We start from the raw sequence: 26,660 nt of genomic DNA on the forward strand, positions 1-26,660 counted from the left end.
TTCGCTTATCAGGCCTACGTGTTTCCTGCAATATATTGAATTTGCACAGTTTTGTAGGCCGGATAAGGCGTTCACGCCGCATCCGGCATAAACAAAGCGCACTATGTAAATCATTTGAGGCGGCGCAATTGCGCCGCCTCCCATCAGGCAGGAATTTTGTCAATCTTAGGAATGCGTGACCACACGCGGTGTGCTGCCATCAGCGTTAGCAGTTCATCCATAAAACTACCGTCAGCGCTGTCAGCTTCCACAATCCCTTCTTCACCCTGGTCAGCGACCTTGATTGTTGCTTTAAACTTGCGCGCGTCACCCGCCAGCGCAATCGGTTTAAGGTGTTTGTAGGCTTCCATCAGGTAGTAGTTGGCATCGCCGTTGTCAGCGATATCCGCGATATTGCCGCAAGGGACAATGACCGCATCGACCGTCAGCGAAGGTGCACCGGCAAAGGTAGCGGCTATAGGCAACACCGTACCGTCATCCGCAGTCACTTCACCCATTCGGGAGTAGAGCAGTTTGGCATGAACGCCTTTGGCCTTCAGCGCCTTGAGAATGGCCAGAAGGTCTGCCGATCTCACTTCATCATTAAGTAAAATCGCTACCACGCGACCTTTCACATCACCGTCAGGAATGGCGTACAAACTTAAGGATGGATCCTTTTTCAGACCGTTGACGTCCGGAGGTGGGGTGATATTCAGCTGGTCGTCAGTCAGTTCGATACCGAGATTTTTCGCCACCGCCTGGGCCAGAGTGAGATCAATATGCGCCAGCTGGTCAACAACGCGCTCACGAATATACGGACGAACGACTTTGCTTAACTCAAAACTGAAACCATCGACAATATGGCGCTGCTCAAATGGCGTCTGACTTAGCCAGAACAGACGCGGATGGGAATAATATTCGCCAAACGATGGGCTGCGCTCGCGAACTTTATTGCCTTCCACGCGCTCCTGGTATGATTCAAAACCGCCGCGTTTCGGCCCCGGCGGTGTTTCGCGCGGCCAGTTATCGTTAATCGAGTTCGGTTCGTAATTCGCCGGGTTAGTGTCGATCCCCATGCGATGCATGCCGTCACGCTGGAAATTATGGTAAGGGCAGGTCGGACGGTTAATCGGAATCTCATGGAAATTCGGCCCACCAAGACGACTGATTTGTGTATCGGTATAGGAGAACAAACGTCCCTGCAACAGCGGATCGTTGGTGAAGTCCAGTCCCGGCACGATATGCCCAGGATGGAAAGCCGCCTGTTCGTTTTCAGCAAAGAAGTTATCCGGGTTGCGATTGAGCACCATTTTGCCGACACGCTGAACGGGCACCAGTTCTTCCGGGATAAGTTTGGTTGGATCGAGAAGATCGAAGTCGAACTTGAATTCATCTTCTTCAGGAATCAACTGGAAGCCCAGTTCGTATTCCGGAAAATCGCCTGCTTCAATGGCTTCCCACAACTCGCGGCGGTGGAAGTCCGGGTCACGTCCGGTGAGTTTTTGTGCTTCATCCCAAACGAGTGAGGCTTTACCTGCCAGTGGTTTCCAGTGGAAACGTACAAACGTTGCCTTCCCTTCGGCATTAATCAGGCGGAAGGTGTGAATACCGAAGCCTTCCATGGTGCGGTAACTGCGGGGGATGCCGCGATCCGACATCGCCCACATCACGTTGTGCAGAGTTTCAGGTTGCAGAGAAACATAATCCCAGAAAGTATCGTGGGCACTTTGCCCTTGTGGAATTGCCCAGTGCGGTTCTGGTTTTACCGCATGAACAAAATCGGGGAATTTATGCGCATCCTGGATAAAGAAGATTGGCGTGTTATTGCCAACGAGGTCAAAAATACCCTCTTCAGTATAGAACTTGGTGGCAAAACCACGGATATCACGCACGGTATCGGCAGAGCCAGCGCCACCCTGAACGGTAGAGAACCTTACAAATACTGGGGTGATTTTGTTCGGATCTGAGAGGAAATCCGCTTTGGTGATATCGCTTAAGCTTTTATATGGCTGGAAATAACCGTGAGCTGCTGATCCGCGTGCATGAACAATACGTTCCGGGATGCGCTCATGGTCAAAGTGGGTGATTTTCTCGCGCAGAATAAAATCTTCCAGCAGCGTTGGACCACGGTTACCGGCACGCAGTGAGTTTTGATCATCGGCGATGCGCACGCCCTGATTAGTGGTCAGCGCATAATTTTCACTGCCTTTGCGTACGTCTTCCAGAGAATTAAGTTTTTCGTTACGTGTATCAGGGGCTTTCAGGCTCCCAGGGGCGGTAGGTTGTGCACCTGGCGGTGTTGGTTCAGCCGCTGGACGATGAGATCCGTCCTCAGGTGCCAGTGAGTCCATCCCCGGTTTCGCTTCGCTGGAATCGTGTAGTGGTGACTGGTGCTGATGTGGGTTCTTTTCGTTATGTTGCGACATTGAACTCGTCTCCTTAATTTATTACTGAAAGGGCCGCTGTTTTGGTCAAAAAACTCTCTAACTATAGACCACCAGCCAGATCCCGCTTCGGAGACTATTCTGGAAACGGTGTTATGAAATACACGCAAAGCGGGACGTACAGGGGCTAAATCGGCTAAACTACAGTTTTTCTGATTTTTAATATGCGTTTAGTGAAGCCAGTAATGAAGAAACCGCTCCGCCAGCAAAACCGCCAGATTATTAGCTATGTCCCACGCACGGAACCCGCGCCGCCAGAACATGCGATAAAGATGGATTCGTTTCGTGATGTCTGGATGCTGCGTGGCAAATATGTTGCGTTTGTACTGATGGGAGAGTCATTTCTGCGCTCACCGGCGTTTACTGTGCCTGAATCTGCCCAACGTTGGGCAAATCAGATCCGCCAGGAAGGGGAAGTGACTGAGTAAGGATTACATACCTCCCGGTTTTGCCGGGAGTTACATGACCTGAAATTCTGTATTTCGTTGCTACATTCATTCAAACCACCTGTAACAAAAAGCTGCCTTTGACGATCTATTGCTATAAATAAGTGATCTTTTTTCTTTAATTGTTTATTTATTTTAAAATGGTTAAGTTTTGCTAATCATGATGAGCTATTTTTGATAGTTCATCCTGTGGCGTCGCTCTTAAACTTATATTGTAAATGACTTAGATTTAAATGAGATAATAATTTTGTTAACAATATGAGGTGGGAGATGTTTTCTACAAACTTAATACAGAGTAATTATGGTGATTTAAATATTAAAAGTCTGGCTTTTGACTCTTTTAAAGAAAGGCTTGAGTCTACCATGGCGGCACTCACTTTCTTTATATCAACGGGTCAATGTGACTGCGATGAAATAGCAGAATCAAATTTTAATTATATGATTGCCTATATGTCTAACATTAACTATGATGCCTCAAAGCCAGGAGCGCCAGCACTTAGTTTTGATACATATCTGCAGGACAATGTTAAATATAAAGTAATAATTAATAATCTTTATGGTAGTGAAATTCGGATAAGAGGTATAAATAAAGATTTTATTGGAATGGATGTCACTTCTGTGTTTCGCCCAGAAAAAATGACGAATTTGATCAATATAAAAAACAGGTTGGTTATTCATTATTTAAGGACTATATACTATGAACAAAATTATATACATCCTGTCGGGAGCATTTTTGCTGCGATTCAAAAAAATGAGAGTCTCCTAAAGTTTCCTTCGATAATATCAATGCTTAATATCAATCTTCTTTTTAATCCACTAAATCTTCCGGGAATGGGAAGTGGTATACTTGAAGATATTATGAGTATTCCAGATAGTTCACTTAGAAAACGTCTCGGGTATGAGGTTTTAAGCTTCTCGCTACAGGCACATTCATTGAGCCAGGAATGTATTGATAAGTTGGACATTTTTTTCGCTGACGATCTGTTTAAATATGAGTCAGTATGCATCGCCGCGATGGAACATTTAAAAAGTAAGGCAACGGCCCCTATATGAAACGGACCGTTGCCAGCATAAGAATTAATGGTGTGCCAGTTCGGCGTCGTCTTCGCTATCCAGAATGGCTTTATCGGTTTGCTTCAGCCACTGGCTGGTCAGCGTGCCAGCTGTCATCGAGCCACTAACGTTTAGCGCCGTACGGCCCATGTCGATAAGCGGTTCAACGGAGATTAACAGCGCCACCAGGGTTACTGGCAGGCCCATCGCAGGCAGCACAATCAGTGCGGCGAAAGTTGCACCACCACCGACACCGGCAACGCCTGCGGAGCTAACGGTAACAATACCGACCAGCGTCGCAATCCACATCGGGTCCAGCGGGTTAATGCCAACCGTAGGCGCAACCATCACCGCCAGCATTGCCGGATACAAACCGGCGCAGCCGTTCTGACCAATGGTCGCACCGAAAGAGGCGGCGAAACTGGCGATGGATTCAGGAACGCCCAGACGACGCGTTTGTGCTTCCACATTCAGTGGGATAGACGCAGCACTGGAACGGCTGGTAAAGGCAAACGTCAGCACAGGCCATACCTTACGGAAGTACTTCAGCGGACTCACGCCATTAATGCCCAGCAGAATGCCATGCACTGCAAACATAATCAGCAGACCGAGGTAGGACGCGACAACGAAACTTCCCAGTTTGATGATGTCTTGCAGGTTAGAACCTGCAACCACTTTGGTCATTAGTGCCAGAACGCCGTAAGGGGTCAACTGCATGACCAGGCGAACCAGTTTCATCACCCAGCTTTGCAGGGTATCGATAGCGGTTAAGACGCGTTCACCTTTCGGCGCATCATCCTTCAGCAGTTTCAGCGCAGCTACACCGAGGAATGCGGCAAAAATTACCACGCTGATAATTGACGTCGGATTGGCTCCGGTCAGATCGGCAAACGGGTTTTTCGGGATAAAGGACAAGACCAGCTGCGGAACGCTCAGGTCAGAGACTTTACCAACATAGTTACTTTCAATGGCGTTCAGACGTGCAGTTTCTGCACCACCCTGAACCAGACCTTCAGCCGTCAAACCAAACAGGTTGGTGACCAGCACACCGACCAGCGCCGCAATCAGCGTGGTAAACAAAAGCGTACCGATGGTCAGAAAACTGATTTTGCCTAACTGAGATGCGTTATGCAGACGGGCAACCGCGCTCAGAATAGAGGCGAAGACTAACGGCATAACGATCATTTGCAGCAGTTGAACATAGCCGTTACCAACGATGTTAAACCACTGTACAGAATCTTTAAGTACCTGGCTGTCAGAACCATAAATGGTATGCAGGGCAAGGCCAAAAACCACACCCATCACCAGACCCACCAGCACTTTTTTCGCCAGACTCCACTGTTTATGGCGGGTCTGAGCCAGCGCAAACAGCAGTACAACGAACACCACGATGTTCGCAATTAATGGAAAGTTCATCCCCGTTCTCCTGATCTTATTATTTCTATCACTGCGTAGCAGTCATAGTGTTGGCGCAAGATTAACAGAACTGTGAGCTGGCTCTTATATTCAAATGGAATTGCTTATTACAGAAAGGTGATTTTTGCCTTTTTAGTATTCAACCTGATGCTTAATAAGCCGATGAAACTGGATCTGCAAGGTATTAATCATTTGCGATGACCAACGAACAGCGCTGTTTTCGGGTAATGAATGGGGCATCCATACCGACCAGACAAATAATGCCATGCAGATAAAACGTTCCAGTTGGTTGCCCTTTTGGGGAACCAGGATAGGTAAGCGGAAACGCCAGCGGCATGGCCAGAGCAGGGGAACACCGGCGGGTGTCAGCATATCGGCAAGTATGTGGCTTAAATAACCCAGCACCATTCCTTGTAGCGCATCAGCCGGAATGAACCAGCTTTCAGGAACCTTAAGGTAAAAGGTTGCCAGCAGCGCAAATACCGCCAGCAGACTGTGGGTAAAACCACGATGCCCAAAAGCGCGGGCGATCGGTTTTGATATCCATTTTAATCGCTGCCCAAGAAACGACTTTGGGTGATCGATGTCCGGTAACAAACACGTCAGGATTGCGGAAGGGACAATATGCCACCAGTCACCCTGTGCCAGCACGGGCGTCAGCTCGGCATTTTTGGCAAATACCGCACAAGCAATAGAAAAGAGAAGGTGACCTTCCGCCGTCATGATAAAACTCACTAAACTGTCGATACGTACAGTATAGGATTTTTATACAGTGCACGGAAGTGGTGACGGTGTAACTCTTTCTCTTAAATTGACGATTAATCCGTCAGTTGAATGCAATTTCAGATAAAGAACCAGGGGCAGCGAGATCACTGCCCCTGGTCATTAACCGAGAAGGTCTTTTGCGGTGAGTTCTGTCAGCGATGAGAGTTTGACGTCTGCTAATACAAAACGTGGATCATTTTGCGCTTCTGGCGCAGGAACGACGATGGAACGCATGCGGGCTGCTTTAGAGGCGATCATGCCATTTACCGAGTCTTCCAGCGCTACGCAGGTCAGTGGGTCAACGCCCAGTTTTGCTGCGCAGTCGAGATATACTTGCGGATGCGGCTTGCTGTAAGGCAGTTTTTCAGCCGAGGCGAGGGCATCGAAACTGTCGCGTAAGTCAAACATGGTCAACACTTTTTCCAGCATATGTAGTGGTGACGCGGAGGCCAGCCCCACCAATAAACCTTGTTCTTTGCATAACGCAACGGCTTCGCGCACGCCTGGTAATAATGGACGTGTCTCTTCAACCAGTGAAATGGCACGGGCAATAACCCGTTCTACTACTTCCTGACGGCTTGGCCCATTCCACGGTTGCCGGGCGTACCAAAGATCGACCACCATATCGATGCGTAAACCTAAGGTGTCCGGCAGCTCGTTACGACGGGAGATATCCACCCCCAGGCTTGCCATCACATCCAGTTCGGCTCGATCCCATAAAGGTTCTGAGTCGATAAGTAATCCATCCATATCAAAAATTGCAGCAAGAATCTGACGCGGGGTTGACATTACAACCTCTCCTTTAGAGCATTATGTGTAAGGTATTAAGCCGTGCTTATGATTAAGCGCCTATCATATCGCCTTTAAAGAATGGGCGAAAACAGATATCTACAGGTAAACTAAGTGAAACGACGCGTCTTAATCAAGGAGAACTCATGACGTATCAACAAGCTGGACGCATTGCTGTTTTGAAAAGGATTTTGGGTTGGGTGATTTTTATACCTGCATTGATCTCTACATTGATTTCTTTGCTGAAATTTATGAATACCCGACAGGAAAACCAGGAAGGCATTAATGCGGTCATGCTCGACTTTACTCATGTCATGGTCGATATGATGCAGGCGAATACGCCTTTTTTGAATCTATTCTGGTATAACTCCCCGACGCCCAATTTTAATGGTGGCGTGAACGTTATGTTCTGGGTGATTTTCATCCTGATTTTTGTCGGACTGGCGTTGCAGGATTCAGGTGCCCGGATGAGTCGCCAGGCGCGCTTCTTGCGGGAAGGTGTTGAAGATCAACTCATTCTGGAAAAAGCCAAAGGGGAAGAGGGGCTAACGCGTGAACAAATTGAGTCCCGTATTGTTGTTCCGCACCATACTATTTTCCTGCAGTTTTTCTCACTGTATATCCTGCCGGTTATTTGTATTGCTGCAGGTTATGTGTTCTTTTCTCTGCTTGGGTTTATTTAATCAAAAGGCCGCACGGAGCGGCCATTATCCTCAACCCATATCATGCTGCTAATAATCTATCCAATGACTGCTGAGCAATAACCAAATGCTGACCGCCAAATAACCTTGCACGATTTAACAGCGTGTAGAGTTGGTAAACCGGTTGACGTTCAAGGAAATCGGCAGGTAGCGGGGATACTGACTGATAGCCGTCATAGATTTGTGGCGGCTGTTCAGTATGCAGCGGTAACATCGCCAGGTCGCACTCTCGGTCACCCCAGTAGCAGGCCGGGTCGAAAATGTACGGGCCATCCGGACCCAGTGCACAGTTGCCGGACCATAAATCGCCGTGCAACAGAGAAGGCTGCGGTTGATGTGAGGCCAGACGCTGCTGAATATGCTCGACGATGGCGTCGATATTGCCGAAAGCGATCCCTTTTTCTGCAGCCAGTTCCAACTGCCAGCCAATCCGTTGTTCAGCAAAAAACGTTGACCAGCGACGTTGCCAGGTGTTGGGCTGTGGAGTTGTGGAGAGCGCGTTATCGAAATCAAGGCCAAATTGTGGTTGGTCGCTCCATTGATGTAAACGCGCAATTTGCTGACCAAGAATAAATGCGCTATGCGCATCCAGCGGACGAGGTGGGAGATAATCCATCACCAGAAAACTGTAGTCACGGTCAGCGCCAACTGCCCAAACCTTAGGCACGGTGACGGTTTTACTACGCGACAGTAACTCCAGTTGGTCGGCTTCGGCGGTAAAACCGGGAAGCAGTTCCCTTTCATCACATTTGACGAAAAAATCATGTCCTGCATAGCGCAAATGCCATGCGGCATGGACTTCTCCGCCAGGCAGTTCATTACGCAGTTCGATTTCGCCTTCACCTAACTGCTCGCTCAAAAGACGACTGATTGCCTGCCACATGATGTCTCTCCCATGTTGTCTGCCAGATCATAAGGTTAGCGCAAGAATGCGGTGTAAAAACACGAGCTAACGCACACCACAGACTGATTATTGCCCAAAAACCATTTATTTTCTGTTGCTATTCCATTCCTCCCAGGTCGTGATGGTGATTTCAGGATCTTTGCCGGTTGCACTTTGGGTAAGCCCCGAAACCAGTTCTCTAATTTCTTCTTCACTTTGGGTACTGATAAGTCCAAAAGTGTTAGTTCCCAGCTCATGGATATTTCCCTCATCATCCGTCATAGTGAGCAAAAAACCGTCGCGAGTCAGGTAATTATTCAACTCGTTAATTTCAGTCAATGTATCCTCATGCAACATGACGGTTATGACATAACGGACAAGATCGCCACTGGCCATAGTTCACCCCTTTGTTATCACATGACTTTTGAGCATAGTCGGAGAAACGCGTTGCCGACAGGTTGGTGATGATTCCCCCAATGCTGGGGGAATGTTTTTGTTAGCGGGAAAGGTAAGCGTAAATTTTTTGCGTATCGTCATGGGAGCACAGACGTGTTCCCTGATTGAGTGTGGCTGCACTCCCCGCAGCTACGCCAAAACGAACCATCTCTTCAAGAGAGGCATTTTCTGCCAGTTTCAGTGTCATCGCGCCGACCATGCTGTCACCAGCGCCAACGGTACTCTGGCTTTTCACCGGTGGTGGCACCACCTGAATACAGTTTTCACTATCAACACCCAGCGCTCCTTGTGGACCCAGGGAAACGACTACCCGTTTGGCCTTGCCGCTATTAACGATTTCCTGCGCGGCTTTGCGGACATCGTCCGGCTGGGTGAGTTCGCGATTCACCAGCGCACTGAGTTCTTTTTGGTTAGGCTTAACCAACTCGATGTTACCAATTGCCAGTGCTGCACTTAACGCTTCGCCAGAACTGTCGACGATGCAGCGGATCCCTTGTTTTTGCGCAGCGGAAATCAGTTGGGTTAATTTTTCCAGCTTCACACCTGGCGGCAGGCTTCCGCTTATGACCAGGATGGCCCCGGATTCAATTTCCAGAACTTGCTCTTCAAGCTGGCGAAACTCATCTTCATTTAATGCCGCGCCTGGCATAACAAAACGATACTGCTCACCGCTTGCTTCCACATGTACGTGTAAATTCTGCCGGGTCCAGTCTTTGGCTTCTACAGTAGCGACGGGGACATTTTCATCCGCCAACAGTGAAACCAGGTGTTCGCCGGTCGCGCCACCCGCCGGGAAGATCGCTGTGGCACTGCCTCCAAGATGGGCAATGGCGCGGGCGACGTTGATGCCGCCGCCCCCGGGTTCGAACACCGGTGCGGTACAGCGCAGTTTTCCTTCGGGATAAATTTGCGGGGTAATTGTTGCGCTATCGAGAGAGGGCGCAAGTGTCAACGTATAGATACGTACCATCATTTCCTCCTATAGGCTGATTTCAGTCTGGCACCGAATCAGCGGAAAGTGAAGAAATTAACAATATGATTTATTGGAGCTTTATTTAAAATTTTGCAGATAAATATATATAAATAAAAATCTGTTTTCGCCACATGCTTATTCAAAAAATGAAATAAGAATACATTGCTAAGTTATTCGCGCCTTTTTATAATTCGTTACCTTTCCAGGGACGCTAATCTTTGATCCTTAAGAAAGTTTCCGGGACCGCGATGGTCTCTTTTTTTGTTGTACGGACTCTTGATAAATGAAGCTTTTGAAGACAGTTCCTGCCATCGTTATGTTGGCGGGGGGCATGTTTGCGTCACTGAATGCAGCTGCCGATGATTCCGTTTTTACTGTCATGGATGATCCTGCCAGCGCTAAAAAACCTTTCGAAGGTAATCTGAACGCAGGATATCTTGCACAATCAGGCAATACGAAAAGCTCCTCACTTACGGCTGACACCACCATGACCTGGTATGGACACACCACTGCCTGGTCGCTGTGGGGGAACGCCAGTAATACTTCTTCTAATGATGAGCGTTCTTCAGAAAAATATGCGGCGGGCGGGCGTAGCCGTTTTAATTTAACTGATTATGACTATTTATTTGGTCAGGCAAGCTGGCTGACAGACCGTTATAACGGCTATCGAGAGCGCGATGTGTTGACCGCGGGTTATGGTCGTCAGTTTTTGAATGGCCCGGTACACAGTTTCCGCTTTGAATTCGGTCCAGGTGTGCGTTACGACAAATATACCGACAATGCCAGTGAAACCCAGCCGCTGGGCTATGCCTCCGGGGCTTATGCATGGCAGTTGACTGACAACGCTAAATTTACGCAGGGTGTTTCGGTCTTTGGCGCGGAAGACACAACGCTGAACTCCGAAAGCGCATTAAATGTTGCTATTAATGAACATTTTGGACTGAAGGTGGCTTACAACGTCACATGGAACTCTGAACCTCCAGAGTCTGCACCGGAACATACCGACCGTCGGACAACCTTATCGCTGGGCTACAGCATGTAAAATTATCTGCCGGACCGTGTTATGCGGTCTGGCTGTCTTCGTTTGTCACTGCTCAGCCCCAAATCATTGCTGCCCAACGTAGCAACAACATAGCGCCACAGATTGCCAGTAGCACCACCACCATCTTCCAGTGTTTTTTATCAAAGCGTTTAGTCGGCATACCAGTGTCCTGCATATCTCTTGTGCGTGATAACGGAGTGTAACAAAAGGGACAGGCATCAAGGGATTTTTTGTTATTACAGCCGTCGGGTGGCGTTGTGCACATGGTCACTGTTTCTGCGTTTTATGAAAAAAATAAAATTATGTATCGATATATATCGTAAATAGCTGGTTATAAATACGTCTTTATTTCATCAGCACTAAAACTCAGGCTTTGGCTGATTGCATTAATAGCAGCATAATATGTTTCTACAGTTTTATAATGCTTATGATGAATGGCTATATGAACAGCTGACATGTTGTCATGATTTTTAGCGGCCAATAGTGTAAATAACTGATGTTGACTAAAAGAATGTTTTTTTGCAAAAGCACCCAGCGTCGATATATAAGATAACACAACGTCTTCATTACCCTTGCTCATGGCGATGTATAATGCAGGGGTTCCCTGTGCTGTAGCTCCTTTTAATAAATCCATGATGTTAGCTTTGCTCAACTTGTATTTAAAGGCGATGCCATTAATTTTAGAGAGGAACCGTGTGACACACAAAGGGTGATTATTTTCCATTGCGGCGTATAATCCTGGCTCACCATCATGTATTTTCATGGCTAAAATACTCATCACCAGTTTTTTGTTTAAAAGCTCTTGTGCTATTGGAGTGGTTAATGCATTCAGAAAGATATCGATTATTTCATCGAATCCATACAACATGGAGATATAAAGTCCAGGTGTTTCGTTAGCACTTTTAGTTTGCAGTAATTTAACCAGATTATCTTCATGAATGATGTGATTATCTACCAGTGACTGAATTTCTTGCATAAATATTTTCACGTTGTCAGTATGTCCGTTCATCATAGCCAAAAATAAAGCAGGTGTACCAACGCTATTCTGCGCAGTTATTATTTCAATGATTTCTTTTTCAGGGAGTATGGGCAACTGTTTGAATAATGTAATAAGCTGTTGAGTCTGGCCTGTAGCCATTATTAACAACATTGCCGATGGATGTATAGGGGCAAATGGCATTCGTGATGCAATACCCGCGAAAATAGCCCCTGGAACTCCCACAGGTAATAGGGGCAGAATAGCAATTGCACAGTTGCGAACATATCTATCAGCCCAGGTCTGAGCATCGGGACCTGAACTGATGAACTTATCAAGCGAAAGAAAGCCCCGTGCTGTCCTGTGGGTGTCTCTGACGGCAACGTTGGTATCGTTCGGGTCGTAAACGGACACAACATAATTTAATTGTCCATACACTGACTGCTTTATTCGTAGCCTTACTGACAAAGTATGATTGTCTATATATAAAATCGCGGACATATGACTGACATTGTTTGCCATCATTCGACAAAAGAAAATATCTAAAGCGAAGCCAAAATCCTTACTCGCGATAACGCGACTCCCTGCAGGAGGATGGCGAAGTAATGCTCTGAACTCCGCGTCCCGGACTCAGGGGACATGCTGCTGTATGGATTCAACGGAGGAGTAATGTTTAATCAGGTTGACTTTGCCTTTTCCATTTCTCAATGAATCAAGGGCGTATTGCAATGACAGATGGCGACAAAAAATAGCGTCAGAAGGAGATTGCAAAAAACATGCACTACCATTGAGATTTACTGTTGGGTGTATAGTTTTTTTCTCTATGGATTTTTTTAGACAGTTTCATACAATGGTTACGATCTTCAGCAGTTAACTGTTCCTGTTCAATATAATCCAGTATGCTTCGCAAATGGTTAGCTTTAATAGGCGTGGTTTCCAGTAATAAGGAAATGATTTCTTTTTTATAGTGTAATGTAATGAGTATATTTTCTGTATGGATGGGTGAAGTGGCAAAGTTAATGGTAAAAAGGGCAGTGGAATAACAATTTTGTGATATTTTTCGACAGTTTGCGGTAAATTCCTGAGTAACACAGTATGACAGCATCGAACTTAAGTCAGAGGTATCAAGTAGGGTGATGAGCTGGCGCGCAAATTGATTAATAGGCTCTGATGAAGGTGTTGGTATGTCGCTATCGATGTGCAATCTATGAGGAGACTTATAATGAGTTCTGATAATGATATCGTTTTGACTCATAATCTGTTCGCCTTATATATATCTGGAGGTTTTGAGGATGATGATTAATTATTATCGCCAGAACGAAATGTGCACGAAAAATTGTTATAAGAATTGTGTCACTTTTATCATTGTGATATGACCACTTCGTCATTAATCTCATGAGCGTTTAAAATACTACCGCCAAATCACGCAACGAACTTTGCTGGATTCAGTTTATGCTGCTGTAAATCCGCTCGCAGTAAACCTTTCAGACGCACCGTGATGTTATCAGTTGTTCTTTAAGCGTTTTGCTGGTGTACTCACTACAAACGAATTGCGAATCGAATCAATGTGAAACGTAAAGGTACAATCTCCCTTTTTTTAGTGTTAACATCGCTCAACCGGGTGGAAGGTGAGAGGTTAATGTCTTTCATTTGTGTACCTGATTGCGAACCAATTTAGCATTTGTTGGCTAGATGGTTTCGCAATGAACTGTTAATAAACAAATTTTTCTTTGTATGTGATCTTTCGTGTGGGTCACCACTGCAAATAAGGATATAAAATGCCTGTTATAACTCTTCCTGATGGCAGCCAACGCCATTACGATCACGCTGTAAGCCCCATGGATGTTGCGCTGGACATTGGTCCAGGTCTGGCGAAAGCCTGTATCGCAGGGCGCGTTAATGGCGAACTGGTTGATGCTTGCGATCTGATTGAAAACGACGCACAACTGTCGATCATTACCGCCAAAGACGAAGAAGGTCTGGAGATCATTCGTCACTCCTGTGCGCACCTGTTAGGGCACGCGATTAAACAACTTTGGCCGCATACCAAAATGGCAATCGGCCCGGTTATTGACAACGGTTTTTATTACGACGTTGATTTTGACCGCACGTTAACCCAGGAAGATGTCGAAGCACTCGAGAAGCGGATGCATGAGCTTGCTGAGAAAAACTACGACGTCATTAAGAAGAAAGTCAGCTGGCACGAAGCGCGTGAAACTTTCGCCAACCGTGGGGAGAGCTACAAAGTCTCCATTCTTGACGAAAACATCGCCCATGATGACAAGCCAGGTCTGTACTTCCATGAAGAATATGTCGATATGTGCCGCGGTCCGCACGTACCGAACATGCGTTTCTGCCATCATTTCAAACTAATGAAAACGGCAGGGGCTTACTGGCGTGGCGACAGCAACAACAAAATGTTGCAACGTATTTACGGTACGGCGTGGGCAGACAAAAAAGCACTTAACGCTTACCTGCAGCGCCTGGAAGAAGCCGCGAAACGCGACCACCGTAAAATCGGTAAACAGCTCGACCTGTACCATATGCAGGAAGAAGCGCCGGGTATGGTATTCTGGCACAACGACGGCTGGACCATCTTCCGTGAACTGGAAGTGTTTGTTCGTTCTAAACTGAAAGAGTACCAGTATCAGGAAGTTAAAGGTCCGTTCATGATGGACCGTGTCCTGTGGGAAAAAACCGGTCACTGGGACAACTACAAAGATGCAATGTTCACCACGTCTTCTGAGAACCGTGAATACTGCATTAAGCCGATGAACTGCCCGGGTCACGTACAAATTTTTAACCAGGGGCTGAAGTCTTATCGCGATCTGCCGCTGCGTATGGCCGAGTTTGGTAGCTGCCACCGTAACGAGCCGTCAGGTTCGCTGCATGGCCTGATGCGCGTGCGTGGATTTACCCAGGATGACGCGCATATCTTCTGTACTGAAGAACAAATTCGCGATGAAGTTAACGGATGTATCCGTTTAGTCTATGATATGTACAGCACTTTTGGCTTCGAGAAGATCGTCGTCAAACTCTCCACTCGTCCTGAAAAACGTATTGGCAGCGACGAAATGTGGGATCGTGCTGAGGCGGACCTGGCGGTTGCGCTGGAAGAAAACAACATCCCGTTTGAATATCAACTGGGTGAAGGCGCTTTCTACGGTCCGAAAATTGAATTTACCCTGTATGACTGCCTCGATCGTGCATGGCAGTGCGGTACAGTACAGCTGGACTTCTCCTTGCCGTCTCGTCTGAGCGCCTCCTATGTGGGCGAAGACAACGAGCGTAAGGTACCGGTAATGATTCACCGCGCAATTCTTGGGTCGATGGAACGTTTCATCGGTATCCTGACCGAAGAATTCGCTGGTTTCTTCCCGACCTGGCTTGCGCCGGTTCAGGTTGTTATCATGAATATTACCGATTCACAGTCTGATTACGTTAACGAATTGACGCAAAAACTATCAAATGCGGGCATTCGTGTTAAAGCAGACTTGAGAAATGAGAAGATTGGCTTTAAAATCCGCGAGCACACTTTGCGTCGCGTCCCATATATGCTGGTCTGTGGTGATAAAGAGGTGGAATCTGGCAAAGTTGCCGTTCGCACCCGCCGTGGTAAAGACCTGGGAAGCATGGACGTAAATGAAGTGATCGAGAAGCTGCAACAAGAGATTCGCAGCCGCAGTCTTAAACAATTGGAGGAATAAGGTATTAAAGGCGGAAAACGAGTTCAAACGGCGCGCCCTAACCGTATCAATGGCGAAATTCGCGCCCAGGAAGTTCGCTTAACAGGTCTGGAAGGCGAGCAGCTTGGTATTGTGAGTCTGAGAGAAGCTCTGGAGAAAGCAGAAGAAGCCGGAGTAGACTTAGTCGAGATCAGCCCTAACGCCGAGCCGCCGGTTTGTCGTATAATGGATTACGGCAAATTCCTCTATGAAAAGAGCAAGTCTTCTAAGGAACAGAAGAAAAAGCAAAAAGTTATCCAGGTTAAGGAAATTAAATTCCGTCCTGGTACAGATGAAGGCGACTATCAGGTAAAACTCCGCAGCCTGATTCGCTTTCTCGAAGAGGGTGATAAAGCCAAAATCACGCTGCGTTTCCGCGGTCGTGAGATGGCGCACCAGCAAATCGGTATGGAAGTGCTTAATCGCGTGAAAGACGATTTGCAAGAACTGGCAGTGGTCGAATCCTTCCCAACGAAGATCGAAGGCCGCCAGATGATCATGGTGCTCGCTCCTAAGAAGAAACAGTAAGGCCTTCAAGTAGCACTGTCTGTGGAGCCTTCGGGCTTCACAGGCTTTGTTCGCCTTTGTTTCGTTTATTAACAATGCGAAGTGGAAGTTATTAAAATGCCAAAAATTAAGACCGTACGCGGTGCTGCTAAGCGCTTCAAAAAAACCGGTAAAGGTGGTTTTAAGCACAAGCACGCTAACCTGCGTCACATTCTGACCAAAAAAGCGACCAAACGTAAACGTCACCTGCGTCCGAAAGCCATGGTTTCCAAAGGCGATCTGGGCCTGGTAATCGCGTGCCTGCCGTACGCATAAGCCGTTAACGTTTTTAACTTTTTAATTAGAATATAGATACAGGAGAGCACATATGGCTCGCGTAAAACGTGGTGTTATTGCACGCGCACGTCACAAGAAAATTTTGAAACAAGCTAAAGGCTACTACGGTGCGCGTTCTCGCGTATACCGCGTTGCCTTCCAGGCTGTTATCAAAGCTGGTCAGTATGCTTACCGTGACCGTCGTCAACGTAAGCGTCAGTTCCGTCAACTGTGGATTGCGCGTATCAACGCAGCAGCACGTCAGAACGGTATTTCTTACAGCAAATTCATCAATGGCCTGAAAAAAGCCTCTGTTGAAATCGACCGTAAGATCCTGGCTGATATCGCAGTATTCGACAAAGTAGCGTTCACCGCTCTGGTTGAAAAAGCGAAAGCAGCTCTGGCATAAGCCAGTTGAAAGAGGGAGCTAGTCTCCCTCTTTTCGTTTCAACGCCATCAAAACATTGACTTTTATCGCCGTAGCCTTTTCAATAAAGGTCTTTTGAAGAGTACCAAAAGGTAACGCAAGCAATGAATGCTGCTATTTTCCGCTTCTTTTTTTACTTTAGCACCTGAATCCAGGAGGCTAGCGCGTGAGAAGAGAAACGGAAAACAGCGCCTGAAAGCCTCCCAGTGGAGGCTTTTTTTGTATGCGCGTTTTGAAAAATAAAAAGCCTGTCTCATCAGGTGTAATTGTCGCAGCCAGACTGGACACGGCCAGCGCGGAGAAACCGGAGCGTATTTAAGTACGTGAGAATTTCGAGCACAGCCCGGGACCAAAATGGCAAGTAAAATAGCCTGATGGGATAGGCTCTAAGTCCAACGAACCAGTGTCACCACTGACACAATGAGGAAAACCATGTCACATCTCGCAGAACTGGTTGCCAGTGCGAAGGCGGCCATTAGCCAGGCGTCAGATGTTGCCGCGTTAGATAATGTGCGCGTCGAATATTTGGGTAAAAAAGGGCACTTAACCCTTCAGATGACGACCCTGCGTGAGCTGCCGCCAGAAGAGCGTCCGGCAGCTGGTGCGGTTATCAACGAAGCGAAAGAGCAGGTTCAGCAGGCGCTGAATGCGCGTAAAGCGGAACTGGAAAGCGCTGCACTGAATGCGCGTCTGGCGGCGGAAACGATTGATGTCTCTCTGCCAGGTCGTCGCATTGAAAACGGCGGTCTGCATCCGGTTACCCGTACCATCGACCGTATCGAAAGTTTCTTCGGTGAGCTTGGCTTTACCGTGGCAACCGGGCCGGAAATCGAAGACGATTATCATAACTTCGATGCTCTGAACATTCCTGGTCACCACCCGGCGCGCGCTGACCACGACACTTTCTGGTTTGACACTACCCGCCTGCTGCGTACCCAGACCTCTGGCGTACAGATCCGCACCATGAAAGCCCAGCAGCCACCGATTCGTATCATCGCGCCTGGCCGTGTTTATCGTAACGACTACGACCAGACTCACACGCCGATGTTCCATCAGATGGAAGGTCTGATTGTTGATACCAACATCAGCTTTACCAACCTGAAAGGCACGCTGCACGACTTCCTGCGTAACTTCTTTGAGGAAGATTTGCAGATTCGCTTCCGTCCTTCCTACTTCCCGTTTACCGAACCTTCTGCAGAAGTGGATGTCATGGGTAAAAACGGTAAATGGCTGGAAGTGCTGGGCTGCGGGATGGTGCATCCGAACGTGCTGCGTAACGTTGGCATCGACCCGGAAGTTTACTCTGGTTTCGCCTTCGGGATGGGGATGGAGCGTCTGACTATGTTGCGTTACGGCGTCACCGACCTGCGTTCATTCTTCGAAAACGATCTGCGTTTCCTCAAACAGTTTAAATAAGGCAGGAATAGATTATGAAATTCAGTGAACTGTGGTTACGCGAATGGGTGAACCCGGCGATTGATAGCGATGCGCTGGCAAATCAAATCACTATGGCGGGCCTGGAAGTTGACGGTGTAGAACCGGTTGCCGGTAGCTTCCACGGCGTGGTAGTTGGTGAAGTGGTTGAGTGTGCGCAGCATCCGAACGCTGACAAACTGCGTGTGACAAAAGTGAATGTTGGCGGCGATCGCCTGCTGGACATCGTCTGCGGTGCGCCAAACTGCCGTCAGGGCCTGCGTGTGGCGGTAGCGACCATTGGTGCTGTTCTGCCGGGTGATTTCAAAATTAAAGCGGCGAAACTGCGCGGCGAACCGTCTGAAGGGATGCTGTGCTCCTTTTCTGAGCTGGGAATTTCTGACGACCATAACGGCATTATCGAACTGCCTGCAGATGCGCCGATTGGCACTGACATCCGCGAATACCTGAAACTCGATGACAACACCATCGAAATCAGCGTAACGCCAAACCGTGCCGACTGTTTAGGTATCATTGGTGTTGCGCGTGACGTTGCCGTGCTGAACCAGCTGCCGCTGGTTGAACCGGAAATCGTTCCGGTTGGTGCGACCATCGACGACACGCTGCCGATTACAGTCGAAGCGCCGGAAGCCTGCCCGCGTTATCTTGGCCGTGTGGTAAAAGGCATTAACGTTAAAGCGCCAACTCCGCTGTGGATGAAAGAAAAACTGCGTCGTTGCGGGATCCGTTCTATCGATGCAGTTGTTGACGTCACCAACTATGTGCTGCTCGAACTGGGCCAGCCGATGCACGCTTTCGATAAAGATCGCATTGAAGGCGGCATTGTGGTGCGGATGGCGAAAGAGGGTGAAACGCTGGTGCTGCTTGATGGCACTGAAGCGAAGCTGAATGCTGACACCCTGGTTATCGCCGACCACAACAAGGCGCTGGCGATGGGCGGCATTTTTGGTGGCGAACACTCTGGCGTGAATGACGAAACGCAAAACGTCCTGCTGGAATGCGCTTTCTTCAGCCCGCTGTCTATCACCGGTCGTGCTCGTCGTCATGGCCTGCATACTGATGCGTCTCACCGTTATGAGCGTGGCGTTGATCCGGCACTGCAGTACAAAGCGATGGAACGTGCGACCCGTCTGCTGATCGACATCTGCGGTGGTGAGGCTGGTCCGGTAATTGATATCACCAACGAAGCAACGCTGCCGAAGCGTGCAACCATCACTTTACGTCGTAGCAAACTGGATCGCCTGATCGGCCATCATATTGCGGATGAGCAGGTAACTGACATTCTGCGTCGTCTCGGCTGCGAAGTGACCGAAGGCAAAGACGAGTGGCAGGCAGTTGCGCCGAGCTGGCGTTTCGACATGGAGATTGAAGAAGATCTGGTCGAAGAAGTCGCGCGTGTTTACGGCTACAACAACATCCCGGATGAGCCGGTACAGGCAAGCCTGATTATGGGTACTCACCGTGAAGCTGACCTGTCGCTCAAGCGCGTGAAAACGCTGCTCAACGACAAAGGCTATCAGGAAGTGATCACCTACAGCTTCGTTGATCCGAAAGTGCAGCAGATGATCCATCCAGGCGTTGAAGCGTTACTGCTGCCAAGCCCGATCTCTGTTGAAATGTCAGCAATGCGTCTTTCTCTGTGGACTGGCCTGCTGGCAACCGTGGTGTACAACCAGAACCGTCAGCAGAACCGTGTGCGCATTTTCGAAAGCGGTCTGCGTTTCGTACCAGATACTCAGGCACCGTTGGGCATTCGTCAGGATCTGATGTTAGCCGGTGTGATTTGCGGTAACCGTTACGAAGAGCACTGGAACCTGGCAAAAGAGACCGTTGATTTCTATGATTTGAAAGGCGATCTTGAATCCGTTCTCGACCTGACCGGTAAACTGAATGAGGTTGAGTTCCGTGCAGAAGCGAATCCGGCACTGCATCCGGGGCAATCCGCATCGATTTATCTGAAAGGTGAACGTATTGGTTTTGTTGGGGTTGTTCATCCTGAACTGGAACGTAAACTGGATCTTAACGGTCGCACTCTGGTGTTCGAACTGGAGTGGAACAAGCTCGCAGACCGCGTGGTGCCTCAGGCGCGCGAGATTTCTCGCTTCCCGGCGAACCGTCGTGACATCGCGGTGGTGGTCGCAGAAAACGTTCCCGCAGCGGATATTTTATCCGAATGTAAGAAAGTTGGCGTAAATCAGGTAGTTGGCGTAAACTTATTTGACGTGTACCGCGGTAAGGGTGTTGCGGAGGGGTATAAGAGCCTCGCCATAAGCCTGATCCTGCAAGATACCAGCCGTACACTCGAAGAAGAGGAGATTGCCGCTACCGTCGCCAAATGTGTAGAGGCATTAAAAGAGCGATTCCAGGCATCATTGAGGGATTGAACCTATGGCGCTTACAAAAGCTGAAATGTCAGAATATCTGTTTGATAAGCTTGGGCTTAGCAAGCGGGATGCCAAAGAACTGGTTGAACTGTTTTTCGAAGAGATCCGTCGCGCTCTGGAAAACGGCGAACAGGTGAAACTCTCTGGTTTTGGTAACTTCGATCTGCGTGATAAGAATCAACGCCCGGGACGTAACCCGAAAACGGGCGAGGATATTCCCATTACAGCACGGCGCGTGGTGACCTTCAGACCCGGGCAGAAGTTAAAAAGCCGGGTCGAAAACGCTTCGCCCAAAGACGAGTAATCTGATCTAACTAAAAAGGCCGCTCTGCGGCCTTTTTTCTTTTCACTGTCGAAGAGTCACCGTAAAATCAACGCCATGACACTTCAGCAGAACGGATACCATGCTGACACTTGCCCGCCAACAACAGCGACAAAATATTCGCTGGTTATTATGCCTGTCAGTTTTGATGCTGCTGGCGCTTCTCTTAAGCCTTTGCGCCGGTGAACAATGGATCTCGCCAGGTGACTGGTTTACTCCTCGTGGCGAACTGTTCGTCTGGCAAATTCGCCTGCCACGTACGCTGGCTGTATTGCTGGTTGGTGCGGCGCTGGCTATATCCGGCGCTGTAATGCAGGCGTTGTTTGAAAATCCTCTGGCAGAACCTGGACTACTTGGCGTCTCTAACGGCGCAGGCGTGGGGCTTATCGCCGCGGTATTGCTTGGGCAAGGGCAACTCCCCAACTGGGCGCTAGGGCTGTGTGCGATTGCTGGCGCGCTTATCATCACTTTAATACTCTTACGTTTCGCCCGTCGTCATCTTTCGACCAGTCGGTTATTGCTGGCTGGCGTTGCATTAGGGATTATCTGTAGCGCACTAATGACGTGGGCTATCTACTTTTCCACCTCTGTTGATTTACGTCAGCTGATGTACTGGATGATGGGCGGTTTTGGCGGCGTAGACTGGCGGCAAAGCTGGCTGATGCTGGCATTGATCCCCGTGTTGTTGTGGATCTGTTGTCAGTCCAGGCCGATGAATATGTTAGCACTTGGCGAGATCTCGGCGCGGCAACTGGGTTTACCCCTGTGGTTCTGGCGCAATGTGCTGGTGGCCGCGACCGGCTGGATGGTTGGCGTCAGTGTGGCGCTGGCGGGTGCTATCGGCTTTATTGGTCTGGTGATCCCACATATTCTTCGGTTGTGTGGTTTAACCGATCATCGCGTATTACTTCCCGGCTGCGCGCTGGCAGGGGCGAGCGCATTGCTGCTGGCCGATATTGTAGCGCGCCTGGCATTAGCTGCCGCAGAGCTGCCTATTGGCGTGGTCACCGCAACGTTGGGTGCGCCGGTGTTTATCTGGTTATTGTTAAAAGCAAGACGTTAGCCGCAAAAAGACGGTCTATGATTAAAAGCTAAGATTTTTACTGACCACACCCAGGAGAAACGATGCAAGATTCCATTCTGACGACCGTAGTGAAAGATATCGACGGTGAAGTGACCACGCTGGAGAAGTACGCCGGTAATGTGCTGTTGATTGTCAATGTCGCCTCAAAGTGTGGCTTAACGCCGCAATATGAGCAGTTGGAGAATATTCAGAAAGCCTGGGCCGATCGAGGTTTTGTGGTGCTGGGATTCCCGTGCAACCAGTTTCTGGAACAAGAACCGGGCAGCGATGAAGAGATTAAAACTTACTGTACCACCACATGGGGGGTGACGTTCCCGATGTTCAGTAAGATTGAAGTTAATGGCGAAGGACGCCATCCGCTGTATCAAAAATTGATTGCCGCAGCGCCGACCGCAGTCGCGCCGGAAGAGAGCGGATTCTATGCCCTTATGGTCAGCAAAGGCCGTGCACCGCTGTACCCGGATGATATTTTATGGAATTTTGAAAAATTCCTGGTTGGCATGGACGGAAAAGTCATCCAGCGTTTTTCCCCGGATATGACGCCGGAAGATCCCATTGTGATGGAAAGCATTAAACTGGCGTTGGCAAAATAATGTCTATTGTGATGCAGTTACAAGATGTTGCGGAATCTACCCGCCTGGGGCCGCTTTCTGGCGAGGTTCGGGCTGGGGAGATCCTGCACCTGGTGGGGCCGAATGGCGCGGGTAAGAGTACCTTACTGGCGCGAATGGCCGGAATGACCAGCGGTAAGGGAAGCATTCAGTTCGCGGGGCAACCACTGGAAGCATGGTCCGCAACAAAACTCGCGCTGCATCGCGCCTATCTTTCACAACAGCAGACGCCGCCGTTTGCAATGCCGGTCTGGCACTACCTGACACTGCATCAGCACGATAAAACGCGTACCGAACTACTGAATGATGTCGCAGGGGCGCTGGCTCTTGATGACAAACTCGGACGTAGCACCAATCAACTTTCCGGCGGTGAATGGCAACGCGTACGTCTTGCTGCGGTGGTGTTGCAAATCACACCACAAGCCAATCCCGCAGGCCAATTGCTGCTTCTTGATGAGCCGATGAACAGTCTTGATGTTGCGCAACAAAGTGCGTTAGACAAAATTCTGAGCGCGCTGTGTCAGCAAGGACTGGCGATTGTGATGAGCAGTCACGATCTCAACCACACATTGCGTCATGCGCATCGGGCGTGGTTGCTAAAAGGTGGAAAAATGCTGGCCAGTGGACGCAGGGAAGAGGTGCTCACGCCGCCAAATCTGGCGCAGGCCTATGGGATGAATTTTCGCCGTCTGGATATCGAAGGTCACAGAATGCTGATTTCGACCATCTGATTTCATTAGTATCTTGAAAATCGGGTAATTACGACGCTAAATTAATGCAAGAATAAAAAACAGAGGAACCGTACGGAATGCGTTTCTGCCTTATTTTGATCACAGCACTGCTTCTGGCCGGGTGTAGCCACCATAAAGCACCGCCGCCAAATGCCAGACTTTCTGATTCGATTACCGTTATTGCCGGTTTGAACGACCAGCTACAAAGCTGGCATGGCACGCCGTATCGTTATGGTGGCATGACGCGGCGCGGTGTGGACTGTTCGGGATTTGTGGTTGTGACGATGCGCGATCGTTTCGATTTGCAGCTGCCCCGTGAAACCAAACAACAAGCCTCTATTGGCACGCAAATTGATAAAGACGAGTTGCTGCCAGGTGACCTGGTCTTTTTCAAAACGGGGTCCGGACAAAATGGTTTGCATGTAGGTATTTACGATACCAACAACCAATTTATCCACGCCTCTACCAGCAAGGGAGTGATGCGTTCCTCACTTGATAATGTCTATTGGCAGAAAAATTTCTGGCAGGCGAGACGAATCTAGTATGTCGAAAAATGGACGGCGATGATACATCGCCGTCCATTTACTCCTGAATACAGTAGTATTTTGCAGACAAAAATTCCGTAAATGGATTATTCGTTTATAATCAGGATAATCTAAAAAAAGGACCCCTGAAAAAGTGGTTAACATGGAACAAATGAAAGTTACTCCTTCTGTAATTGTTATGTCTTATGGCCTCATCCCTTTTAGCCGGATACTGAAAAACATCCTTCGAGAGGGACGGTTACCATGAAGATTTTTTTGGAGAATCTTTATCATTCTGATTGCTATTTCCTGCCGATAAGAGACAACCAGCAAGTCCTTGTCGGCGTTGAGTTAATTACCCATTTCTCCAGTGAAGATGGCACGGTGCGTATCCCGACGAGTCGGGTTATAGCGCAACTTACCGAGGAGCAACATTGGCAATTATTTTCAGAGCAGTTGGAATTACTAAAATCATGCCAACATTTTTTTATTCAACATAAACTCTTTGCCTGGCTTAATTTAACGCCACAAGTGGCTACATTATTATTAGAGAGGGATAATTACGCAGGCGAACTATTAAAATATCCGTTTATTGAACTGTTGATTAATGAGAATTACCCGCATCTCAATGAAGGAAAAGATAATCGCGGTCTTTTATCCTTATCGCAAGTGTATCCCCTTGCGTTAGGTAATTTGGGAGCAGGCAATAGCACGATGAAAGCGGTTTTTGATGGTCTTTTCACCCGCGTCATGCTGGATAAAAGTTTTATTCAGCAACAAATCACGCACCGCTCCTTCGAACCGTTTATTCGTGCGATCCAGGCGCAAATTTCCCCTTGTTGCAATTGCATCATTGCGGGAGGCATTGATACGGCAGAAATATTGGCACAGATTACCCCCTTCGATTTCCATGCTCTCCAGGGATGCCTGTGGCCTGCCGTTCCCATAAATCAGATAACGACGTTGGTTCAGCGATAACCCTTCTGTTTGCTGGTGTTTAAGACGAGAGTAACCGTCTACACTATCAAACAGGAGGATCTATGACCCTGTCTTTTGTTACCCGCTGGCGCGATGAATTGCCAGAAACCTATACAGCACTTTCCCCTACGCCTTTAAATAATGCCCGGCTGATTTGGCATAATACCGAACTGGCTAACACGCTGAGTATTCCATCGTCGCTGTTTAAAAATGGCGCAGGTGTCTGGGGCGGCGAAGCCCTACTGCCTGGTATGTCACCACTGGCGCAGGTTTACAGTGGTCATCAGTTCGGCGTCTGGGCGGGCCAACTGGGTGATGGGCGCGGCATTTTACTCGGCGAACAACTGCTTGCTGATGGCACTACAATGGACTGGCATCTGAAAGGTGCTGGCCTGACGCCTTATTCGCGAATGGGTGATGGACGGGCGGTTTTACGTTCGACGATACGAGAAAGTCTCGCCAGTGAGGCGATGCATTATCTGGGCATTCCGACGACCCGCGCGTTAAGTATCGTCACCAGCGATTCGCCAGTGTATCGGGAAACGGCGGAGCCAGGCGCGATGCTGATGCGTGTGGCACCAAGTCATCTGCGCTTTGGTCATTTCGAACATTTTTACTACCGCCGCGAGTCGGAAAAGGTTCGTCAGTTAGCTGACTTTGCTATTCGTCATTACTGGTCACATCTTGAAGATGATGAGGACAAATACCGTCTCTGGTTTAGCGATGTTGTCGCACGTACCGCGTCGTTAATTGCCCAATGGCAGACGGTCGGCTTTGCACATGGGGTGATGAATACCGACAACATGTCGCTGCTGGGACTGACGCTTGATTACGGGCCGTTTGGTTTTCTTGATGATTACGAACCCGGTTTTATTTGTAATCACTCGGATCATCAAGGGCGTTATAGCTTTGATAATCAACCTGCTGTCGCGTTGTGGAATTTACAGCGTCTGGCGCAGACATTGTCACCATTTGTTGCCGTAGATGCCCTGAATGAGGCCCTGGACAGCTATCAGCAGGTTTTGTTGACGCATTATGGACAACGGATGCGGCAGAAACTGGGCTTCATGACGGAGCAAAAAGAGGATAACGCGCTACTGAATGAATTATTCAGTCTGATGGCGCGAGAGCGCAGCGATTATACCCGCACATTCCGCATGCTGAGTCTGACCGAGCAGCACAGCGCGGCGTCACCGCTACGTGATGAGTTTATTGATCGTGCGGCATTTGATGACTGGTTTGCCCGTTATCGGGGGCGTTTGCAACAAGACGAGGTTAGCGATAGTGAGCGTCAGCAACTGATGCAAAGCGTTAACCCAGCTCTGGTATTGCGCAACTGGTTGGCGCAACGGGCGATTGAAGCGGCAGAAAAGGGTGATATGATGGAATTGCACCGCCTGCATGAGGCGTTGCGAAATCCTTTCAGCGACAGAGATGATGACTATGTCAGTCGTCCACCTGACTGGGGTAAACGGCTGGAAGTCAGCTGCTCGAGTTAAAGGCTACTTAGTTAACAGCAGCTTGCCAGCCTGAGTTTTACGGAGCAGATATTCTTGCCCGTCATGATCGATAATCAGTTTGCCATCCGGACCTAACAGTGTCTGGCTGGAAATTCGCCGAATAGGCTGCGGGGAAGCGGTCTTGTGATTGGCATCCGTTTCAGGCGTGAGTTTTCTGCTATCCGTATAACGCATA

Annotated in this window: 27 protein-coding genes, 1 pseudogene and 1 other annotated feature; of the genes and pseudogenes, 18 read left to right on the forward strand and 10 right to left on the reverse strand. The window is 48.6% G+C overall.

Annotated features, from left to right (window positions below; all coding sequences use genetic code 11):
- Positions 1-143: 143 nt before the first annotated feature.
- Entirely contained in the window at positions 144-2,405 is a 2,262-nt protein-coding gene (katE, locus tag AB4H76_RS10805; protein ID WP_000077848.1) for a catalase HPII, read from the reverse strand.
- A 182-nt stretch (positions 2,406-2,587) separates the two neighbouring features.
- Between katE and cedA the strand changes: the two genes are divergently transcribed.
- The gene (cedA, locus tag AB4H76_RS10810; RefSeq protein WP_001241561.1) at positions 2,588-2,851 is read left to right on the forward strand and encodes a cell division activator CedA; all 264 of its coding nucleotides are present in this window, start codon (positions 2,588-2,590) and stop codon (positions 2,849-2,851) included.
- A gap of 288 nt (positions 2,852-3,139) precedes the next feature.
- On the forward strand, positions 3,140-3,922 hold the full coding sequence (ydjO, locus tag AB4H76_RS10815) for a protein YdjO (protein WP_001469620.1): 783 nt from the start codon (positions 3,140-3,142) through the stop codon (positions 3,920-3,922).
- A 24-nt stretch (positions 3,923-3,946) separates the two neighbouring features.
- Here ydjO and tcyP read toward each other — a convergent pair whose 3' ends face one another.
- From tcyP to hxpB, 3 genes are all read right to left on the reverse strand, one after another.
- Positions 3,947-5,338, reverse strand: coding sequence for a cystine/sulfocysteine:cation symporter (gene tcyP, locus AB4H76_RS10820; protein ID WP_001010706.1), 1,392 nt, complete (start codon positions 5,336-5,338; stop codon positions 3,947-3,949).
- Positions 5,339-5,470: 132 nt separating this feature from the next.
- Positions 5,471-6,061 (reverse strand): metal-dependent hydrolase, encoded by a 591-nt coding sequence (locus AB4H76_RS10825; protein WP_001295408.1) that lies wholly within the window; start codon positions 6,059-6,061, stop codon positions 5,471-5,473.
- 162 nt (positions 6,062-6,223) lie between these two features.
- Positions 6,224-6,892: a hexitol phosphatase HxpB gene (gene hxpB, locus AB4H76_RS10830; protein ID WP_000106833.1), complete on the reverse strand. Its 669-nt coding sequence runs from the start codon at positions 6,890-6,892 to the stop codon at positions 6,224-6,226.
- A gap of 146 nt (positions 6,893-7,038) precedes the next feature.
- On the opposite strand from hxpB, the gene AB4H76_RS10835 reads away from it, so the two are divergent.
- On the forward strand, positions 7,039-7,575 hold the full coding sequence (locus AB4H76_RS10835) for a YniB family protein (RefSeq protein ID WP_077492809.1): 537 nt from the start codon (positions 7,039-7,041) through the stop codon (positions 7,573-7,575).
- Positions 7,576-7,615: 40 nt separating this feature from the next.
- Here the strand turns inward: AB4H76_RS10835 and AB4H76_RS10840 are convergent, their stop codons facing one another.
- From AB4H76_RS10840 to pfkB, 3 genes are all read right to left on the reverse strand, one after another.
- Positions 7,616-8,476: a fructosamine kinase family protein gene (locus AB4H76_RS10840; protein WP_000267650.1), complete on the reverse strand. Its 861-nt coding sequence runs from the start codon at positions 8,474-8,476 to the stop codon at positions 7,616-7,618.
- A gap of 105 nt (positions 8,477-8,581) precedes the next feature.
- The gene (gene ghoS / locus AB4H76_RS10845) at positions 8,582-8,872 is read right to left on the reverse strand and encodes a type V toxin-antitoxin system endoribonuclease antitoxin GhoS (protein WP_000146159.1); all 291 of its coding nucleotides are present in this window, start codon (positions 8,870-8,872) and stop codon (positions 8,582-8,584) included.
- A 100-nt stretch (positions 8,873-8,972) separates the two neighbouring features.
- Complete coding sequence (gene pfkB, locus AB4H76_RS10850) at positions 8,973-9,902, reverse strand: 6-phosphofructokinase II (protein WP_000251727.1); 930 nt, start codon at positions 9,900-9,902, stop codon at positions 8,973-8,975.
- 286 nt (positions 9,903-10,188) lie between these two features.
- On the opposite strand from pfkB, the gene AB4H76_RS10855 reads away from it, so the two are divergent.
- Positions 10,189-10,947, forward strand: coding sequence for a DUF481 domain-containing protein (locus AB4H76_RS10855; protein ID WP_000771391.1), 759 nt, complete (start codon positions 10,189-10,191; stop codon positions 10,945-10,947).
- Between the two features lie 52 nt (positions 10,948-10,999).
- Here AB4H76_RS10855 and yniD read toward each other — a convergent pair whose 3' ends face one another.
- Both yniD and espL1 read right to left on the reverse strand, forming a co-directional pair.
- Entirely contained in the window at positions 11,000-11,107 is a 108-nt protein-coding gene (gene yniD / locus AB4H76_RS10860) for a small membrane protein YniD (protein ID WP_001142445.1), read from the reverse strand.
- 171 nt (positions 11,108-11,278) lie between these two features.
- Positions 11,279-13,178, reverse strand: a pseudogene (espL1, locus tag AB4H76_RS10865) (type III secretion system effector EspL1).
- A gap of 523 nt (positions 13,179-13,701) precedes the next feature.
- On the opposite strand from espL1, the gene thrS reads away from it, so the two are divergent.
- From thrS to selO, 14 genes are all read left to right on the forward strand, one after another.
- Complete coding sequence (gene thrS / locus AB4H76_RS10870; RefSeq protein ID WP_420062592.1) at positions 13,702-15,630, forward strand: threonine--tRNA ligase; 1,929 nt, start codon at positions 13,702-13,704, stop codon at positions 15,628-15,630.
- Positions 15,631-15,633: 3 nt separating this feature from the next.
- Positions 15,634-16,176 carry a translation initiation factor IF-3 gene (infC, locus tag AB4H76_RS10875; RefSeq protein ID WP_001700733.1) on the forward strand — a complete coding sequence of 181 codons (543 nt, stop codon included), beginning with the start codon at positions 15,634-15,636 and terminating at the stop codon, positions 16,174-16,176.
- 96 nt (positions 16,177-16,272) lie between these two features.
- Positions 16,273-16,470, forward strand: coding sequence for a 50S ribosomal protein L35 (rpmI, locus tag AB4H76_RS10880; RefSeq protein WP_001124225.1), 198 nt, complete (start codon positions 16,273-16,275; stop codon positions 16,468-16,470).
- 52 nt (positions 16,471-16,522) lie between these two features.
- Complete coding sequence (gene rplT, locus AB4H76_RS10885) at positions 16,523-16,879, forward strand: 50S ribosomal protein L20 (protein ID WP_000124850.1); 357 nt, start codon at positions 16,523-16,525, stop codon at positions 16,877-16,879.
- Between the two features lie 116 nt (positions 16,880-16,995).
- Positions 16,996-17,120, forward strand: a sequence feature (Phe leader region).
- Positions 17,002-17,046, forward strand: a complete 45-nt coding sequence (gene pheM / locus AB4H76_RS10890; RefSeq protein WP_001386830.1) for a pheST operon leader peptide PheM — start codon at positions 17,002-17,004, stop codon at positions 17,044-17,046. (Overlaps the previous feature by 45 nt.)
- A 209-nt stretch (positions 17,121-17,329) precedes the next feature.
- Entirely contained in the window at positions 17,330-18,313 is a 984-nt protein-coding gene (pheS, locus tag AB4H76_RS10895; protein ID WP_000018596.1) for a phenylalanine--tRNA ligase subunit alpha, read from the forward strand.
- Positions 18,314-18,327: 14 nt separating this feature from the next.
- Positions 18,328-20,715 (forward strand): phenylalanine--tRNA ligase subunit beta, encoded by a 2,388-nt coding sequence (gene pheT, locus AB4H76_RS10900; RefSeq protein ID WP_085452664.1) that lies wholly within the window; start codon positions 18,328-18,330, stop codon positions 20,713-20,715.
- A gap of 4 nt (positions 20,716-20,719) precedes the next feature.
- Positions 20,720-21,019: an integration host factor subunit alpha gene (ihfA, locus tag AB4H76_RS10905; RefSeq protein ID WP_001229265.1), complete on the forward strand. Its 300-nt coding sequence runs from the start codon at positions 20,720-20,722 to the stop codon at positions 21,017-21,019.
- Between the two features lie 100 nt (positions 21,020-21,119).
- Positions 21,120-22,100 carry a vitamin B12 ABC transporter permease BtuC gene (gene btuC, locus AB4H76_RS10910; RefSeq protein ID WP_000956529.1) on the forward strand — a complete coding sequence of 327 codons (981 nt, stop codon included), beginning with the start codon at positions 21,120-21,122 and terminating at the stop codon, positions 22,098-22,100.
- A gap of 62 nt (positions 22,101-22,162) precedes the next feature.
- Positions 22,163-22,714 carry a bifunctional thioredoxin/glutathione peroxidase gene (gene btuE, locus AB4H76_RS10915; protein ID WP_001154178.1) on the forward strand — a complete coding sequence of 184 codons (552 nt, stop codon included), beginning with the start codon at positions 22,163-22,165 and terminating at the stop codon, positions 22,712-22,714.
- A complete protein-coding gene (gene btuD, locus AB4H76_RS10920) occupies positions 22,714-23,463 on the forward strand; it encodes a vitamin B12 ABC transporter ATP-binding protein BtuD (RefSeq protein WP_000029466.1) in 750 nt (249 codons plus the stop codon). Before btuE ends, btuD begins: the two co-directional genes overlap by 1 nt.
- 77 nt (positions 23,464-23,540) lie before the next feature.
- On the forward strand, positions 23,541-24,005 hold the full coding sequence (locus AB4H76_RS10925) for a C40 family peptidase (protein ID WP_001209795.1): 465 nt from the start codon (positions 23,541-23,543) through the stop codon (positions 24,003-24,005).
- A 246-nt stretch (positions 24,006-24,251) separates the two neighbouring features.
- Positions 24,252-24,965, forward strand: coding sequence for an anti-FlhDC factor (gene ydiV / locus AB4H76_RS10930; RefSeq protein WP_016242177.1), 714 nt, complete (start codon positions 24,252-24,254; stop codon positions 24,963-24,965).
- A gap of 62 nt (positions 24,966-25,027) precedes the next feature.
- Positions 25,028-26,464, forward strand: coding sequence for a protein adenylyltransferase SelO (gene selO, locus AB4H76_RS10935; protein WP_000175708.1), 1,437 nt, complete (start codon positions 25,028-25,030; stop codon positions 26,462-26,464).
- A 3-nt stretch (positions 26,465-26,467) separates the two neighbouring features.
- Here selO and hemP read toward each other — a convergent pair whose 3' ends face one another.
- Positions 26,468-26,659 (reverse strand): hemin uptake protein HemP, encoded by a 192-nt coding sequence (gene hemP / locus AB4H76_RS10940; RefSeq protein WP_001270809.1) that lies wholly within the window; start codon positions 26,657-26,659, stop codon positions 26,468-26,470.
- Between the last annotated feature and the right edge of the window lies 1 nt (position 26,660).

The sequence above is a fragment of the Escherichia sp. UTM R2 genome (assembly GCF_048593455.1).
Classification (GTDB): domain Bacteria; phylum Pseudomonadota; class Gammaproteobacteria; order Enterobacterales; family Enterobacteriaceae; genus Escherichia; species Escherichia coli.